The sequence below is a fragment of the Nocardioides sp. Z40_12 genome (assembly GCF_058215795.1).
Map to the genome: position 1 here is coordinate 616,225 of NZ_JBZAJA010000001.1, position 14,972 is coordinate 631,196.

Below are 14,972 nucleotides of genomic sequence, written 5' to 3' on the forward strand. Positions count from 1 at the left end.
GCGGATGGTTGAATGTCTTCGGAGGTTCTGCCGCGAGCTTCTTCGCCCGCGTCGCATGCTCCCTCGGAGGCACGCATTGATCAGACAGCTCGAGGCGGTAGGCCGCGAGGACTCGTTCGTCCACTGCGAGGAAGCCGCCTGCGTCCTCGACGAGAACCTCGTGTTCCGGGCGGTGAACCCCGCCTTCACCACGGTGACCGGCTTCGCCGAGGACGAGCTGCTCTCCTTCGGCCTGCTCCACGTCTTCCCCGAGAACCCCGACGACCCGGAGAGCGACGGCCACCTTCAGATGAGCCGCTCCGCCGAGCGGGTGCTCCGTGAGGGGCGTCTCCACCACCTGCTGCTCCAGCGCTACGACATCCCCGACCGCTCCCTCCCGGGAGGGTTCCTCACCCGCTACTGGCTGCCGGTCAACCGGCCCCTCCTCGTCGACGGCGCCGTCCGGGGCGTGGTCAACCGGGTCCGCCCCCTCGACCCGCCGACCTCCGCCGCCCGGGCTGCGATCGCTGCGGTCCACGACGCCACCGAGGGCGGGATCTTCCTCGACGAGCCCGCCGCCGAGGAGCGTGTGGCGGCGCTCTCCCAGGCCCTCGAGCAGATCAGCAACCTCGGTCACGAGGTGCTCCAACTCCGGGAGGCGCTCACCTCGAGGGCCACGATCGAGCAGGCCAAGGGACTCCTGATGGCCGACCGCGGCTGCGGGCCCGACGAGGCCTTCAAGGTGCTGGTCAAGCTCTCCAACGACACCAACGTCAGGGTGGCCGAGGTGGCCGCCGCACTGGTCTATCGGGCACAGATGGCTGCAGAGTGATTCCCCGTTCCGAGCGGTCGAAACGTTAGTACGTGAAGTATTTTCTCGCGTGCCCGCTGGCTTGCGAGTCGTCGGCAGGCGTGCTTATGTAGGGCGAGTGGTCGAGAAGTCGTTGCCACGTCAACCCCCGTTTGTGGGAGGTTCCTCGTGCTGCAGAAACTCGCCAGCAAGGCTGGCGTAGAGAACATCTGGCCCGACCCGGCAGACCGCCGGGCGGCCACCGCCCAACTGCTTGAGAAGGCCGCGACCAAGGAGGGTGACGAGCGCCGCGAGATCGAGGAGCTCGTCGTCGAGCTCAACGTGGACGTCGCCCGTGACGTAGCCCGTCGCTACCGCAACCGCGGCATCGACCTCGACGACCTCGAGCAGGTCGCCTGCCTGGGTCTGGTCAAGGCCGTGCGCCGCTTCCAGGCCGACAAGGGTCGCGACTTCCTGAGCTTCGCCGTGCCCACCATCCGCGGTGAGCTGCGCCGCCACTTCCGCGACCGCGGTTGGATGGTCCGCCCCCCGCGCTCCATCCAGGAGATGCAGGCCGCCATCAACGGCGCCGAGGAGGCGCTGGTCCAGGAGCTGGGCCGGTCTCCGCGACCCCGGGAGATCGCCGCCCACCTCGGCGTCGAGCTCGACCTGGTGCTCGAGGCGCTGGGGGCCAGCGGGTGCTTCGTGCCCAGCTCCCTGGACGCGCCGCTCACCCCGGGTGAGGCCAACGAGCTCGGCAACTCCCTCGGCGAGGACGAGTTCGGCTTCGACGCCGCCGAGGCCCGCGCGGCGCTCGAGCCGGTGCTGGCCACCCTCACCGAGCGGGAGCGGCTGATCCTCGAGCTGCGCTTCGCCGGCGGCAAGACCCAGGCCGAGATCGGGGCGGACATCGGCGTCACCCAGATGCAGGTCTCCCGCCTGCTCAGCGCCACCCTGGCCAAGCTGCGCACCGCGATGGACGCGCCGGCGGCCTGAGCCCGGCGACGGCGTCGGGCGCGCATGGGGGCGGCCTGCGGCGGGTACGGACGCTGCGTCCCCAATCAAGGAGGAAAGACCCATGGGTCTCGACGACAAGATCTCCAACGCGACCGACAAGCTGTCCGGCAAGGGCAAGGAAACCGTCGGAGACGCGACCAACGACGACCAGCTCAAGGCCGAGGGCAAGGGCGACCAGAGCGTGGCCGACCTCAAGCAGGCCGGCGAGAAGGTCAAGGACGCCTTCAAGAAGTAGCCGTCCCGGCACATCGACAGGCTGGGAGCGCGTGACCTGACAGCCTCAGGACACGCGCTCCCAGCCTGTCGGCGTCCGGCGCACCAGGCCGAGGCGCTCGAACTCGCTCAACCAGCCCTCCATCGGCCACCACCCCCAGCGGTCCCGGAAGAGCCGGGCGTTGCGGACGATGTCGTCCAGGTGGCGCACCGGGGGGTCCTCGACCGGGTGCCACTGGTGCCGGGCGAGGGCGCCCCCCACCCACCACCCCGGCACCCCGGCCGCCCGGGCCCGTTGCCCCAGGTCGGTGTCCTCTCCCCCGTAGCCGGTGTAGGCCTCGTCGAAGCCGCCCACGGCCCCCCAGGCCCGCGGGCCGACGGCGAAGGAGAGCGACCAGAAGAGCCGCCAGTCCTCGAGCGGGACCAGCTCGCCCACCGCCGGGGCCGGCCGGGCGGGGTGCGGCCGTGCCGCGGCCAGCTCCGCGTCGTCGTAGCCCCGGTCGGGGTCCCGGGGCGGAGGGAGGTAGGCCACCGGCCCGCACAGCAGCGGGGCCTCCCCGGCCAGCCGCCCCGCGGCCTCCTCGTAGCGGGCCAGCAGGTGCTCGTCGGCGAGGCAGTCGACGTCGAGGAGGACGGCGAGGTCGGCCCCGTGGGTCCAGGCCGCGGCGACCGCGCGGTTGCGGGCGCGCGCCAGCGGCAGCCGCCCCTCTCCCCCCGCCGCGGCGTCGACCGCCAGGTCGACCACCCGGGTCCGCTCGGCCAGGGGGCCGGCGGCCACCACGTCAGGGATGTCCGGATCGCCCATCGACACCACGACGAGCGCGTCGGGCCCTCTGGAGCCGGCGGCCAGGGACTCGTGCTGGCGGGTCAGGTGCGCGTGCCGCCCGGCCACCACGGTGGCCACCACCAGCCTCACGCGAGCAGCTCCGCGAAGCGCCGCGCGCCCTGGCCGTCGTGCCAGCGCTTCCACGCCTCGCCTCCCACGGAGGTGGCCCGCGCCAGCAGCCCCGGCCAGCGGGCGTCGTCCGGCCAGGCGGTCAGCGGCACGCCGATGCCCAGGCCGGCCAGCCGGGCCACCGTGTGCTCCTGCTCACCGAAGGGGCGCGGGTCGGCGACCACCACGGCCGGCGCACCGGCGGCGGCGACCTCGGCGACGGCGTTCTGCCCGGCGTGGGTGACCACCACCTCCGCCGTGCACAACAGCTCCCACACCGTGTCGGGGTCAGTGGTCGTTGCCGCACCGAGCCATTCGCGGCCCGGCGCGGCCCGCCGGAGCCGGGCCAGCAGCTCCTCGCGCGCGCACGCGCCGCCGGTGCCCCAGAGCAGGTAGCCCGTCCCGGGACGCCGGGGCCCGGTGGGCACAGAAGCGTCGAAGCGGCTGATCGCCCCGACGGGACGCACCCGGCTCCCCCCGTCGTCACCATCGGCCCCGGCCGGCCAGGCACCGACCAGGAGGTCGGCCAGGTCGCGGCCCAGCCGGTGCGCCGGGTCGCTGCGCTCGCCCGGCATGGCCACCACCGCCACGGGGACGCCGCAGAGCCGGGCCAGCACGGTGATCTCCACCGAGACGTCCACCACGACCAGCCGGGGCCGCGCCCGGGCGATCCAGGAGGCCACCTGGGCCGACCGCACGGCCAGCCCCTCGTCGTGCCGCGGGACCCAGTGCAGGACGCCGTGCGCGGTCACGTCGCGTCCCTCGGCGCCGGCCGTCCCACCCCGGTCGTCGCGGGCCAGGGTGATCCACTCCCGATGTGCCCCGGGAGGGGGCGGCAGCGAGCTGAGCACCGTCACCGGCTCCGTGAGGTGGGCGGTGACCGAGAGCATCCGGTGCAGGTGCCCGGCGCCGTGGTGGTGGACGTACCAGCCGATCACGCCGCCGGCTCCGCGTCCAGGGTGGCGAAGAGGTCCAGGTAGCGGTCGACCATGGTCTCCACCGAGCAGGAGGTGACGGCCCGGTGGCGGGCCGCGGCCCGGTCGAGCCGCTCGGCCTCAGGCACCGCGGCGGCGGCCGCCTCGACGTCGCCGCCGGGCACCAGCCGGGCGCTGAGCCCGTCGACCACCTCGGGCAGGCCGCCGCGGGCGAAGCCCACCACCGGGGTGCCGCAGGAGAGGGCCTCGGCTGCCACCAGCCCGTAGGGCTCGTCCCAGTCGGGGGTCACCAGCGCGGCCGAGCTGTGGCCCACCAGCCGGGCCAGGTCGTGCTGGCGCAGGTGACCGGCGTAGCGGGCCCGGGGACCCAGGCGCGGCAGGACCAGCGCGTGCCAGTAGTCGCGGTCCACCACGGGCCCGGCGATCACCAGCCGGCGACCCGCTCGCTCGGCGATGTCCAGGGCGAGGTGGAGGCCCTTCTCCGGCACGATCCGGCCGAACCAGACCAGGTCGTCGCCGCCCGGCCCCCGCGGCCAGAGCCGGGTGTCGATGCCGTTGGGCACCACCGTCGCCGTGGTGACGTGGGACCACTGCCCGGCCGTGAAGTCGCTGACCGCCACGAAGCGGCTCCCGGTGCCGGTGGACAGGTCGACGGCCGGCTCCAGCCAGGGCGTGGGCGGTGTGTGCAGGGTGGTCACCATCGGCGCCGGCAGCGCGTCGGCCATCGCCACCGGCAGGTAGTGCAGGGAGTTGTTGTGCACCAGGTCGACGTCGGTGCGGGCGGCCAGGGCGAGCATCAGCCGCAGGTAGGCGTGGTGCTGCTCGAGCCACTCCCCCGGCAGCATGGAGACGTCGGCGCGCGCCCGGTCGCTGATCCGCGGCGGGCGCACGGTCAGCTCCTCGACGCCGAGGAGCGGGTCGCTGCCGGGGGCGGCACAGACCCGGACCTGCACGCCCCGGGCGGCCAGCCCCCGCGCCAGGTGCCAGGTCATCGACTGCAGCCCGCCGGCGAACGGCTCGGCGATCGGGTAGCGCGAGTCGGCCACGATCGCGACCCGGAGGGGCTGCCTCCTCACGCCCCGAGCACCGCGGCGTAGAGGCGCTCGTGCGCCTCGGCGAGCCGGGCCCGCTCGGCCCGGCGCTCGGCGACCTCCGCCCGCCACCGGGGGCGCTCCGCACGGGCGCGGAGCACGGCCCGCTCCAGGCCGACCGCGTCGAGCCCGTCGCGGTCGAGCCCGAAGGAGAGGCACGGGCGCTGCTCGGCGTAGTAGCCGCAGCTGGGCGCGGCGACCGCGGTGCCGAGGTCGTGGCAGGCCTCGAGCCAGCCCGAGTGCGTCCCGGACCGGTAGGGCAGCACCGAGAGGTCGAGCCCGGAGAGGTAGTCCCACAGCTGGTCGTCGCAGTAGTAGTCGTGGACCGAGAGCTCCAGCATCCGGTCGGCGGCCAGGTCGGTGAGCGTCTGCGCCACCTCGGCGTCGTAGTTGTCGGAGCCGGGCGTCATCACGTCGGTGTGCACGTCGACGACCAGGCGGGCGTCGTCGAGCGGGGCGAGGACCTTGACCAGGGCGTCCACCACCGCGATCGGCTCCATGCCCGCACGCAGGCTCTTGAGGTGGACCCCGACGACGAAGTCGTCGTGGGTGGGCCGGGGCCGGGCGATCAGGGCCTCCGGCACCACGTGGGGGTGCGGCAGCACCGTCGCGGTCCGCCCCCACCGGCGCTCGATCTCGGCCGCCGCCCCCGGGGTGAGGGTGATGAGCGCGGCCGCTGCCGGCACCAGCACGTCGAGCTGGGCGGCGTGCAGGGCCTCGTCCCGGTGGTGGGGGTTGCTCAGGTCGTGGACGGTGTAGACCAGCGGCTTGCGGCACCAGCCGAGCGTCTCCACCCAGCCGCGCAGCTCGTCGGGGGAGCGCGCGTCGAAGCCGAAGTGCAGGTGGGCGAGGTCGAAGGAGTGCTGGTTGTCCAGCACCCAGCGCACGTCCAGCGCGGCCGGCGGCCACCACTGCGCGGCCGGCACGTCGCCCGGGGCGGGCGGGTCCGGCAGACGCACCACCCGCCGGCGGGCGGCCGGACCGGACTCGTCGGGGGCCTCGAGGTGCCGGACGTAGACGTGCCCCGAAGGGATCGACAGGACACGCATCGTCATCGGGACTCCTGAGCGCGGATGCTGAACGCCCGACTTCCTGAGCGACGCTCGCGGCGTACCCTGCGCCGGAGCGGGACAAACGTGTGCTACGTCAGTAGAGCTGCCAGGCTGGGTCGGCGGTGGACCCGAGGGCGGTGGCCTGCTGGGCCAGGAGCGTCTGGAAGCCGGAGGCCGCGCCGAGCACGTGCACCGAGGTCCGGCCGTCGTCGTCGCGGTCGACCAGCTGGACGTCGGCGCGGCCGTCGCCGTCGTGGTCGGCCAGCGTCGAGGTCCACGTCGCGGGGTCCACCGCCGCCATGGCGGTGGGCGTCTGGGTCAGGAACGACTGGAAGCGCGCGGCCCCGTCGAGCACGTGCACCTCGACCTGGCCGCCGGGCCCGGCCAGGTCGACCGCGTAGAGGTCGGCGACCTGGTCGTTGTCGTGGTCGCCGACGCCGAGCTGCCACCGGCCCGGCTCGAGCGGCGGCAGCGGGACCACGTCGGTGGAGAGCGTCGAGCGCAGGCCGGCGGCGGCGTCCAGCACCGTGACCGTGGTGAGGCCCTGGGCGTCCCGGGCGATCGCGTGCAGGTCCGCGCGGCCGTCGCCGTCGGCGTCCCCGGCGCCGATCCGGGCACCGGCGGCGGCCGAGAGGTCGAGGCCGGGGACCACGTCGTGGGCCAGGAACCCCTGGAAGCCGGTGGCGCCGTCCAGGACGTGCACCCGGCCCGAGGGGTCGACCGCGTAGAGGTCCTGGACGTGGTCCCCGTCGTAGTCGCCGCGGGTCAGCCGCCAGTCGCGCACGAAGAGCGGGATGGTGGTCTGGGCGGCCAACGAGGCGAAGTCGCCCTCGGCACCCACGGCGTGCAGCTCCATCGCCCCGCTGGCGCCCTCGGTGACCGCGTGCAGCCCGCTGGGCTGACCGGTCGGCATGCCTCGGCCGACCACCTCGACGCGCACCCAGTCGACATACATCGAGGGGCCCGACAGGTCCTCGGCCGGCACGCCGCAGCTCGGCTGCTCCGCGTCGGGGCAGTTGCGCTTGTGCTGGAGGCGCAGGTACTCCGGGGCCACCGGCGAGCTCGGCGTCGACCAGGTCTCGACCCCGTCGACGAAGAGCCGGGTGGGGGCGGCGAGCGCGGCGTCGGGCTCCTGGCCGGGGCCGGCGTAGGTGAACTCCGCGGCGTACTCGTGCCAGCCCGACATGTCGGCGGGGTAGCGGGCGCCCACGCAGTCCATCGGACCGGTGCGGGGGAAGTAGCGCCAGTAGAACGCGACCTGGACGCGGCACGCACCCGTGCCGCCCCAGCTCTCCACCACGTCGATCTCCCCGACCCGCTCCGCGTGGTGCGTGCGCAGCCAGAAGGACGGGTGGGTGCCGGTGCGCCGGGGCATCTTGATCGAGGCGCTCACCCGGTAGGTGGTGCCCACCTCGAGCGGGACGGGGTCCCGGGCGATCAGGTTGCCCTCGGGGCGCACCCGGAGCACGCTGAGGCCGTCGAGCGTGGTCAGCTCGGTACGGGCTGGGGTCGAGCTGGCCAGGTGCGTCCACTGCTCGCCGGGAGCCCCGGTCGGCGTCGGCTCGAAGTCGTCGCTGAAGATCTGCTCAGGCCCCACCTGGGCGGCCGGCGCGACCACCGGCGGCTCGGGCGCGGCCGGACCCGAGGGCAGGGCCGCGGCGATCACGGTGGACAGCGCGAGCAGCAGCTCACGCAGCCAGAGGAACTCGAACATGGGTCCTGTCGGGGGAAGGGGGCGTGGTTCACGATTGAACCGGCTGGGGGCGGCGGAGGCAAACGACCGGGGCTTCCTAGGATCGGGGCCATGTCCTCCTCCGCCGCTGCCGTCGCCGCCCCGCGACCGCAGGACCGTCCGCTGCACTCCCTGTGGCAGCGTCACCGGGCCTTCCGGGGGCGCTTCGTCGCCGCGGTCGCCACCTCGACCGTCAACAAGGTCGCCGACGTGATGCCCGAGCTGCTCATCGGCGCCGCGGTCGACGTGGTGGTGCGGGGGGACACCTCCTTCGTCGCGACGCTGCTCGGGGTCGAGTCCCGCCACGCCCAGCTGGGCTGGCTGGCCGCGATCAACGTGGTGGTGTGGCTCATCGAGTCGGCCAGCCAGTACGTCGCCGACGTGCTGTGGCGGGGGCTGGCGCAGGGGGTCGAGCACGACCTGCGGGTGGAGGCCTACGACCACGCCCAGCACCTCGACGTGGGCTGGCACGAGGCGAGACCCCAGGGCACCACGCTGGCCACGCTGAACGACGACGTCAACCAGCTCGAGCGCTTCCTCGACGTCGGGGCGCCGCAGATCCTCCAGACGGCGCTCAACGTCGTCCTGGTGGGGGCCATCTTCGCCGCCGCCTCCTGGCAGCTGCTGCTGCTGGCCTTCCTGCCGATCCCCGCGATCGTGCTCGGGTCGCTGGTCTTCCAGCGCCGCCTGGAGCCGCTCTACGCCCGCGTCCGCGAGGCGGTCGCCGACCTCTCCGGCACCCTGAGCGCCAACCTGGGCGGCATCACCACCATCAAGGCCTTCACCGCCGAGGACCGGGAGCGGGAGCGCGTGGCGGCCGTCTCGGCCGCCTACCGCGACGCCAACACCGCCGCGATCCGCTCCTCGGCCGCCTTCGTCCCCCTGGTGCGCCTGGCCATCCTCGTCGGCTTCACCGCGACCCTGCTGCTGGGCGGGTGGGCGACGCTCGACGGCCGGCTCGAGCTCGGCGTCTACTCGGTGCTGGTCTTCATGACCCAGCGACTGCTCTGGCCGCTGACCCGGGTGGCCGAGGTGCTCGACCTCTACCAGCGGGGACGGGCCTCGACCGTGCGGATCCTGACCCTGCTGGAGGAGACCAACTCGGTGCCGGCGGGCGACCGGCAGCTCGCCCAGCCGGTGGGCGGGCGCCTGGAGCTGCGCGGCGTCCGGGCCGGCTACGGCGAGGGGCCCGACGTGCTGCACGGGGTGGACCTGGTGGTCCCCGCCGGCGAGACGCACGCCGTGGTGGGCCCCACCGGGGCGGGCAAGTCCTCGCTGCTGCGCCTGGTGATGCGCTTCGACGACCCGCGGGCCGGCCAGGTGCTCCTCGACGGCCAGGACGTGCGCGACCTCGACTGGGAGTCGCTGCGCGGCTCCACCGGCTACGTCGCCCAGGACGTCTACCTCTTCGCCGGCACGATCGCCGACAACATCGCCTACGGGCGCCCTGACGCCTCGCGGGAGGAGATCCGGGCCGCGGCCGAGGCGGCGGCCGCCTGGGAGTTCATCGAGGCACTGCCCGGCGGCTTGGACGCCCCTGTCGGCGAGCGCGGCGTCACCCTGTCGGGCGGTCAGCGCCAGCGGCTGGCGCTGGCCCGGGCGCTGCTGCGCCGGCCCGCGGTGCTGGTGCTCGACGAGGCCACCAGCGCGGTCGACAACGAGACCGAGGCGGCGATCCAGCGCTCGCTGCGGGTGGCGACGGCGGAGTGCACCGCCCTGGTGGTGGCCCACCGGCTCTCCACCGTCCGCCACGCCGACCGGATCTGGGTGCTGGACGCCGGCCGGGTGGTCGAGGCCGGCACCCACGACGAGCTGGTGGCCGCCGGTGGCGCCTACGCCGCGCTGTGGGCGGTGCAGACCGGCGACCGGCTGCCCGGCTGACGCCGCGGACAGGGCCACAACGCACGAGACGGCAGGTCGGTGACCTGCCGTCTCGGGCTGCTGGTGGAGCTGAGGGGATTCGAACCCCTGACCTTCTCATTGCGAACGAGACGCGCTACCAACTGCGCCACAGCCCCAAGCGAGTAGGAACGTTAGCACCCGGTTCGGGGCTCGTCCCAATCAGGTTCGCCTCCGTCAGGAGCCGACCGCTCGCCGCGTCTCGCCGTCGTCGCCCTGGGCGGCCTGCTCGGTGCGGGCCGACTCCTCCGCGGCGCGGGCGATCGCGGCGTCCTCGTCGGTGCGACCGGAGGTCCACACGCCGGTCGAGTCGAGGTCGATGGTCTGCACCGTGCGGCGCACCGCGGCCGGCTTGGAGACGTAGGTCGGCAGCGTCACCGGGACCATGTCCCACATCGAGGGGTCGGTGACGACGACGTCGGGAGCGGTGACCACCGCGGTCTGCCGCTCCTCGGCGACGGCGGCGGGGACGACCGGGATGTCGGTGGTGGGCGCCTCCTCGGGGGCGGCGGGGGCCGCGCGCTGGGGCTTGACGACGGGCAGGCCGCGCTCCTTGCGCACCATCAGCCGGCAGGCGACCAGCCAGGCGGCCAGCAGGGCGCCGGGGATCGCGACGTACCACCAGGAGATCACGCCGGAGGCGGCCACCGCGACGACCCCGACCAGGGCCAGGAGCAGGACGCTGAGCACGTTGCGCCGGCGGCGGGCGGCCCGGTTGGCGGCCGCCCGGCGGGCGGCGACGGTGGCGACCACGGGCTCGGGGCCCTTGGTCTCGATGCGGGGGACGGACGGGGCCCGGCCCGGCGTCACCACCAGGCGCGAGTCACGGGAGCTGACCGGCTCCCGGCGGGCCAGCACCCGCATGGTCCGCGAGAACCGCTCGACCGAGCGGGTGCGCTGCACCTCGTCGTGGTGCTTGATCGCCTTGGGCACGAGATAGGCAGCCCACGCCACGGCAAGGGCGACGAAGATGAGTGCGCTCAGGTCCACGAGTCGAGATTAGGTTCGATAGCCGAACTTGGCGCGGACGTGCCTAGGTGTGTCGCAGAGCAACTCCTGTGACGTGTGGGATTCCCGGGGCTCACCCGTCGTGGCGGAGCCGCGCGAGCAACCCCCCGGGCACCTCCTCGGCGGTCACCGCGAAGATGCGGTGGTCGCGCCAGGCGCCGTCGATGTGCAGGAACCGGGGCGCGTAGCCGACCTCGTGCAGGCCCAGCTTCTCCACCACCCGCAGCGAGTTGGAGTTCTCGGGCCGCACGCAGATCTCGATGCGGTGCAGCCCGGCCGGGCCGAAGCAGTGGTCCACCACCAGCGCCACCGAGCGGGGCACCACCCCCCGGCCGGCGAAGGCCTGGTCCAACCAGTAGCCGACGGAGGCGAAGAGCGCCGAGCCGCGCACGATGTTGTTGACCGTCACCTGTCCGGCGAAGCGGCCCTCGACCTCGATCGCGAACGGCATCGTCGTCCCCTGCCGGGCCGCGCGGTGCAGCCGCTGCACCAGCTGGCGGTACGACGTGGGGCGCCGGTCGCCCCCGGGCGGCACCGTCGCCTCCCACGGGCTGAGCCACTCGAAGTTGCGCTGGCGGGCGCGGGTCCAGCTCTCCTCGTCCGACAGCGCCAGCGGCCGCACCACCACGTCGCCGTCGACCAGCCGGGCCGGCCATCCGGGCGCCGGGGGCAGTCCGGTCCAGCCGGGGAGCCTCACCGGCCGGTCACGGGGTCATCCCCCGCCCCCGCGGTCGTGGTCGGAGCCCACGACCTGCTCCACCGCGTGCACCAGCACCGGCTCGAGGACGGCGAGCCCGTCCCTGACCCCGCCGCGCGAACCGGGCAGGTTGACCACCAGGCAGCGGCCGGCCACGCCGGCGACGCCCCGCGACAGCGCGGCCAGCGGCTGGCCCTGGGCGGCGCCGTGGGCCCGGACCGCCTCGGCGAGGCCGGGGACCTCGAAGTCGAGCACCGAGCGCGTCGCCTCCGGCGTCCGGTCGGTGGGGGTCAGCCCGGTCCCGCCGGTGGTGAGCACCACCCGGGCGCCGGCGGCCACGGCCTCCCGCAGCGCCTCGGCGACCGGCTCGCCGTCCGGCACCACCGCCGGGTCGCCGACGGTGAAGCCGAGTCCGCGCAGGAACTCGGCGATGACCGGCCCCGTCTCGTCGGCGTAGACCCCCCGGGCAGCGCGGTTGGAGGCGACCACCACCGCACCGGGCAGGCTCATCGCCGCCACTCCCCCGACTTGCCGCCGGACTTCGACTCGACCCGGACGTCGGTGATGGTGGCGGCCTTGTCGACCGCCTTGACCATGTCGACCACGGTCAGCGCCGCCACCGAGACCGCGGTGAGCGCCTCCATCTCGACGCCGGTCCGGTCGCGGGTGGAGACGGTGGCCAGGATCTCCACGGCGTCGTCGGCGACCGTGAGGTCGACCGTCACCGAGGAGACCGAGAGGGGGTGGCACAGCGGCACCAGCGACGGCGTCTGCTTGGCGCCCATGATGCCGGCGATCCGGGCCACCGCCAGGGCGTCCCCCTTGGGCACCCCCTCACCGCGCAGCAGGGCCACGACGTCGGCGCTGACCAGCACCCGCCCGGAGGCGACCGCGGTGCGGGAGGTCACCTCCTTGGCCGAGACGTCGACCATCCGGGCCGCTCCCGACTCGTCCACGTGGGTCAACCGGTCCATCGCCGCCTCCTCAGAACGCCTCGTCCAGGCACAGCACCTGGACCATCTCGCCCGCCGTCACCCCGGTGACGTCCTCGGGGACGACCACCAGCGCGTTGGAGGCGGCCAGGTCGCCGACCAGGTGGGAGCCGTGGCCCCCGACCGGCTGCACGAACGCGCCGCCGCGGTCGGTGCCGTAGCTGGCCCGGACGAACTGGCGCCGTCCCGGCGCCGAGGAGATCGGGTGGGTCAGGCGCGCCCGCCGGGTGGGCCGCTCGTAGGGCAGCCGGCCCATCATCCGGCGCAGCGCCGGCAGCACGAAGACCTGGAAGGAGACGTAGGCCGAGACCGGGTTGCCCGGCAGCGTGAAGATCGGGATCCGGTCCTCGCCGACCACGCCGAAGCCCTGCGGCTTGCCGGGCTGCATCGCGACCTTGCCGAACCACACCGTGCCCAGGTCGGCGAGCGCCTCCTTGACCACGTCGTAGTCGCCCTCGCTGACCCCGCCGCTGGTGACGACCAGGTCGGCGCGGACCAGCTGGTCGCTCAGCGCGTCGGTGAAGGACCGGGGGTCGTCGGGGACGATGCCGACCCGGTAGGCCAGCGCCCCGGCGGCCCGGGCGGCACCGGCGAGCAGGAACGAGTTGCCGTCGTAGATGGAGTCGTGACCCAGGGTGGTGCCGGGGTCGCGCAGCTCGGACCCGGTGGAGATGATCACCACCCGCGGGCGGGGCCGCGAGCGGACGGTGGCCCGGCCCACCGAGGCCAGCAGGCCGAGGTGTCGGGGGCCGATCACGGTGCCGTGGTCGAGCAGCAGGTCGCCGACCGCGACGTCCTCGCCGGTGCGCCGCACGTGCTGGCCGACCTCGGGCGCCCGCTCGACGAGCACCTCCGCCACCCCGCGGTCCGTCCACTCGTAGGGCACCACCGAGTCGGCGCCGGTGGGCATCGGGGCCCCGGTCATGATCTTGGCGGTGGTGCCCGGTGAGAGGGCGAGCAGCCGGGCCTGCCCCGCGCCGATCTCGCCCACCACCGGCAGCCGCACCGGCGACTCCGGCGAGGCCCCGGCGACGTCCTCGAACCGGACGGCGTAGCCGTCCATCGCGGAGTTGTCGAAGCTGGGCAGCGCCACCTCGGCGAACACGTCCTCGGCCACCGCCATGCCGAGGGAGTCCATCAGGGGCTGCGGGAAGTCCGGCAGCGGCGAGACACCGGCCAGGACCCGCTGGACCAGGTCGTGGACGCTGATCGGCTCCGGCTGGTCAGCCATCGGAGCCGGGGTCCTCGCCGATCACCGCGCCGGCCTCGACCCGCTGGGCGGAGGGGGCGTCGAGCTCGACGTCGCCGCGCAGCGTGACTCCCCTGCCGAAGGTCCAGTCCCCGTTGATCCGGACACTGGTGGCCTCCCGCAGCGAGGGTGCTCCCTCGGGGAAGCGCCGGTCGAAGTCGGCGACGAGCTTGTAGTAGCTGGAGTCGAGGTCGATGAAGGGGACGGCCTCGGCGGCCTGGTCGAGCACGAAGTCGTCACCGAGGTCGTAGATGTCCGAGCGCAGCACCAGCAGGTCGTCGGTGGTCTTGACCGGCACGAAGCGGTCGCGGCCCACCTCGATGGTGCGGGCGCCGGGGAAGACCTCGATCGCCGCACCCATGGCGGTCTCGATCTGCACCACCTCGGGCGAGGTGGGGTCGGCCGGGTCGACGGTCTTGACGTTGCGGATCAGCGGCAGGCCCAGGATGCCGTCGCGCGCGTCGAGGGTCTCCTGCATCGCCTGCAGGTCGAACCAGAGGTTGTTGGTGGAGGTGTAGCGGTGCCGCTCCAGGTCGGCGAGCGCCTCCTTGTCCTCCGGCAGCGTCTGGGCGGACTCCCGCAGCACGATGCGCCCGTCGGAGCGCCGGCGGGCGAAGTGACCACCCTTGCGGTCCGACGGGGTGCGTCGCACGGCCTCGATCGCGAAGGGGGCGCCGGACGCGGCGAACCAGCCGGCCACGCGGGGGTCGGGCACCGCCCCGAGGTTGTCGGAGTTGGAGACGAAGACGTAGCGGTAGCCGGCCTCGATGAGCTGGCGGAGCAGGCCGCTCCCGCGCAGCGCGGTGTAGATGTCGCCGTGGCCCGGCGGACACCACTCGAGGTCGGGGTCCTTGGGCCAGGAGACCGGCACCAGCGAGTCGAGGAGGAGCTTGGGCTCCTTGTTCTGCAGGAACTCCAGCGGCAGACCGGCGACCGGCAGGTCGGTGTAGCGAGCGATCGCGGCCATCGTGTCGGCGGAGGTGCGGAAGCTGTTCATGAAGACCAGCGGGAGCGGGGCGTCGTACTTCTCCCGCAGGTGGAGCACCTGGCGGCAGATGACGTCGAGGAAGGACAGCCCGCGGCGCGCGCAGAGCAGCGACTTGGCCCGGTTCATCCCCATCGAGGTGCCCAGCCCGCCGTTGAGCTTGATCGAGACGGTGGCCCGGATCGCGTCCCGGGCGACCTCCTCGGAGACCTCCACGTCGGCCAGCGACTCCATCTCCAGCGGCTCGATCGAGGACTCGGGGATCATCCCGGTCTCCCCGTGCTCGAGCAGCCGGTGGTAGTGCGCGAAGGTCTCGATCGCGACCTCGTCCACTCCCGCCTCGCGCATCTTCGCGGTGGCCCGGGAGAGGCCGTCGGACTGTGAGTGGCTCGCCATGCA

At 74.1% G+C, this 14,972-nt stretch carries 15 protein-coding genes and 1 tRNA gene; 4 read left to right on the forward strand and 12 right to left on the reverse strand.

Annotated features, from left to right (window positions below; genetic code table 11):
* Positions 1-76: 76 nt before the first annotated feature.
* From AC4BG9_RS02930 to AC4BG9_RS02940, 3 genes are all read left to right on the forward strand, one after another.
* Positions 77-811 (forward strand): ANTAR domain-containing protein, encoded by a 735-nt coding sequence (locus AC4BG9_RS02930; RefSeq protein ID WP_490569580.1) that lies wholly within the window; start codon positions 77-79, stop codon positions 809-811.
* Positions 812-958: 147 nt separating this feature from the next.
* Positions 959-1,765, forward strand: coding sequence for a SigB/SigF/SigG family RNA polymerase sigma factor (locus AC4BG9_RS02935; protein ID WP_490569581.1), 807 nt, complete (start codon positions 959-961; stop codon positions 1,763-1,765).
* A gap of 82 nt (positions 1,766-1,847) precedes the next feature.
* The gene (locus AC4BG9_RS02940) at positions 1,848-2,021 is read left to right on the forward strand and encodes a CsbD family protein (protein ID WP_490569582.1); all 174 of its coding nucleotides are present in this window, start codon (positions 1,848-1,850) and stop codon (positions 2,019-2,021) included.
* Positions 2,022-2,066: 45 nt separating this feature from the next.
* Here the strand turns inward: AC4BG9_RS02940 and AC4BG9_RS02945 are convergent, their stop codons facing one another.
* The 5 genes from AC4BG9_RS02945 to AC4BG9_RS02965 form a co-directional block, all read right to left on the reverse strand.
* Positions 2,067-2,915, reverse strand: a complete 849-nt coding sequence (locus tag AC4BG9_RS02945; RefSeq protein WP_490569583.1) for a glycosyltransferase family 2 protein — start codon at positions 2,913-2,915, stop codon at positions 2,067-2,069.
* The gene (locus AC4BG9_RS02950) at positions 2,912-3,871 is read right to left on the reverse strand and encodes a glycosyltransferase (protein WP_490569584.1); all 960 of its coding nucleotides are present in this window, start codon (positions 3,869-3,871) and stop codon (positions 2,912-2,914) included. The genes AC4BG9_RS02945 and AC4BG9_RS02950 overlap by 4 nt, the downstream gene beginning before the upstream one ends.
* The gene (locus tag AC4BG9_RS02955; protein WP_490569585.1) at positions 3,868-4,944 is read right to left on the reverse strand and encodes a glycosyltransferase; all 1,077 of its coding nucleotides are present in this window, start codon (positions 4,942-4,944) and stop codon (positions 3,868-3,870) included. Before AC4BG9_RS02955 ends, AC4BG9_RS02950 begins: the two co-directional genes overlap by 4 nt.
* Entirely contained in the window at positions 4,941-6,014 is a 1,074-nt protein-coding gene (locus AC4BG9_RS02960) for a glycosyltransferase (RefSeq protein ID WP_490569586.1), read from the reverse strand. Before AC4BG9_RS02960 ends, AC4BG9_RS02955 begins: the two co-directional genes overlap by 4 nt.
* A gap of 91 nt (positions 6,015-6,105) precedes the next feature.
* Positions 6,106-7,725, reverse strand: a complete 1,620-nt coding sequence (locus AC4BG9_RS02965) for a glycoside hydrolase family 16 protein (RefSeq protein ID WP_490569587.1) — start codon at positions 7,723-7,725, stop codon at positions 6,106-6,108.
* Between the two features lie 90 nt (positions 7,726-7,815).
* On the opposite strand from AC4BG9_RS02965, the gene AC4BG9_RS02970 reads away from it, so the two are divergent.
* Positions 7,816-9,624: an ABC transporter ATP-binding protein gene (locus AC4BG9_RS02970; RefSeq protein ID WP_490569588.1), complete on the forward strand. Its 1,809-nt coding sequence runs from the start codon at positions 7,816-7,818 to the stop codon at positions 9,622-9,624.
* Between the two features lie 61 nt (positions 9,625-9,685).
* Here AC4BG9_RS02970 and AC4BG9_RS02975 read toward each other — a convergent pair.
* From AC4BG9_RS02975 to AC4BG9_RS03005, 7 genes are all read right to left on the reverse strand, one after another.
* Positions 9,686-9,761: transfer RNA gene (locus AC4BG9_RS02975), tRNA-Ala, on the reverse strand.
* A 58-nt stretch (positions 9,762-9,819) separates the two neighbouring features.
* Positions 9,820-10,632: a divisome protein SepX/GlpR gene (gene sepX, locus AC4BG9_RS02980; protein ID WP_490569589.1), complete on the reverse strand. Its 813-nt coding sequence runs from the start codon at positions 10,630-10,632 to the stop codon at positions 9,820-9,822.
* Positions 10,633-10,723: 91 nt separating this feature from the next.
* Complete coding sequence (locus AC4BG9_RS02985) at positions 10,724-11,347, reverse strand: GNAT family N-acetyltransferase (protein WP_490569590.1); 624 nt, start codon at positions 11,345-11,347, stop codon at positions 10,724-10,726.
* A 15-nt stretch (positions 11,348-11,362) separates the two neighbouring features.
* Entirely contained in the window at positions 11,363-11,857 is a 495-nt protein-coding gene (locus AC4BG9_RS02990) for a MogA/MoaB family molybdenum cofactor biosynthesis protein (protein WP_490569591.1), read from the reverse strand.
* The gene (gene moaC, locus AC4BG9_RS02995; RefSeq protein ID WP_490569592.1) at positions 11,854-12,321 is read right to left on the reverse strand and encodes a cyclic pyranopterin monophosphate synthase MoaC; all 468 of its coding nucleotides are present in this window, start codon (positions 12,319-12,321) and stop codon (positions 11,854-11,856) included. Before moaC ends, AC4BG9_RS02990 begins: the two co-directional genes overlap by 4 nt.
* Positions 12,322-12,331: 10 nt before the next feature.
* Positions 12,332-13,570 (reverse strand): molybdotransferase-like divisome protein Glp, encoded by a 1,239-nt coding sequence (gene glp, locus AC4BG9_RS03000; protein WP_490569593.1) that lies wholly within the window; start codon positions 13,568-13,570, stop codon positions 12,332-12,334.
* Complete coding sequence (locus AC4BG9_RS03005; RefSeq protein ID WP_490569594.1) at positions 13,563-14,969, reverse strand: UTP--glucose-1-phosphate uridylyltransferase; 1,407 nt, start codon at positions 14,967-14,969, stop codon at positions 13,563-13,565. Before AC4BG9_RS03005 ends, glp begins: the two co-directional genes overlap by 8 nt.
* Positions 14,970-14,972: the final 3 nt, after the last annotated feature.

Bases quoted from the DNA above. Each gene is read 5' to 3' on its own strand.
- AC4BG9_RS02940 (WP_490569582.1), top strand. From the start codon at position 1,848: ATGGGTCTCGACGACAAGATCTCCAACGCGACCGACAAGCTGTCCGGC.
- AC4BG9_RS02960 (WP_490569586.1), bottom strand. From the start codon at position 6,014: ATGACGATGCGTGTCCTGTCGATCCCTTCGGGGCACGTCTACGTCCGG.
- AC4BG9_RS02965 (WP_490569587.1), bottom strand. From the start codon at position 7,725: ATGTTCGAGTTCCTCTGGCTGCGTGAGCTGCTGCTCGCGCTGTCCACC.
- AC4BG9_RS02970 (WP_490569588.1), top strand. From the start codon at position 7,816: ATGTCCTCCTCCGCCGCTGCCGTCGCCGCCCCGCGACCGCAGGACCGT.
- AC4BG9_RS02990 (WP_490569591.1), bottom strand. From the start codon at position 11,857: ATGAGCCTGCCCGGTGCGGTGGTGGTCGCCTCCAACCGCGCTGCCCGG.
- moaC (WP_490569592.1), bottom strand. From the start codon at position 12,321: ATGGACCGGTTGACCCACGTGGACGAGTCGGGAGCGGCCCGGATGGTC.
- glp (WP_490569593.1), bottom strand. From the start codon at position 13,570: ATGGCTGACCAGCCGGAGCCGATCAGCGTCCACGACCTGGTCCAGCGG.
- AC4BG9_RS03005 (WP_490569594.1), bottom strand. From the start codon at position 14,969: ATGGCGAGCCACTCACAGTCCGACGGCCTCTCCCGGGCCACCGCGAAG.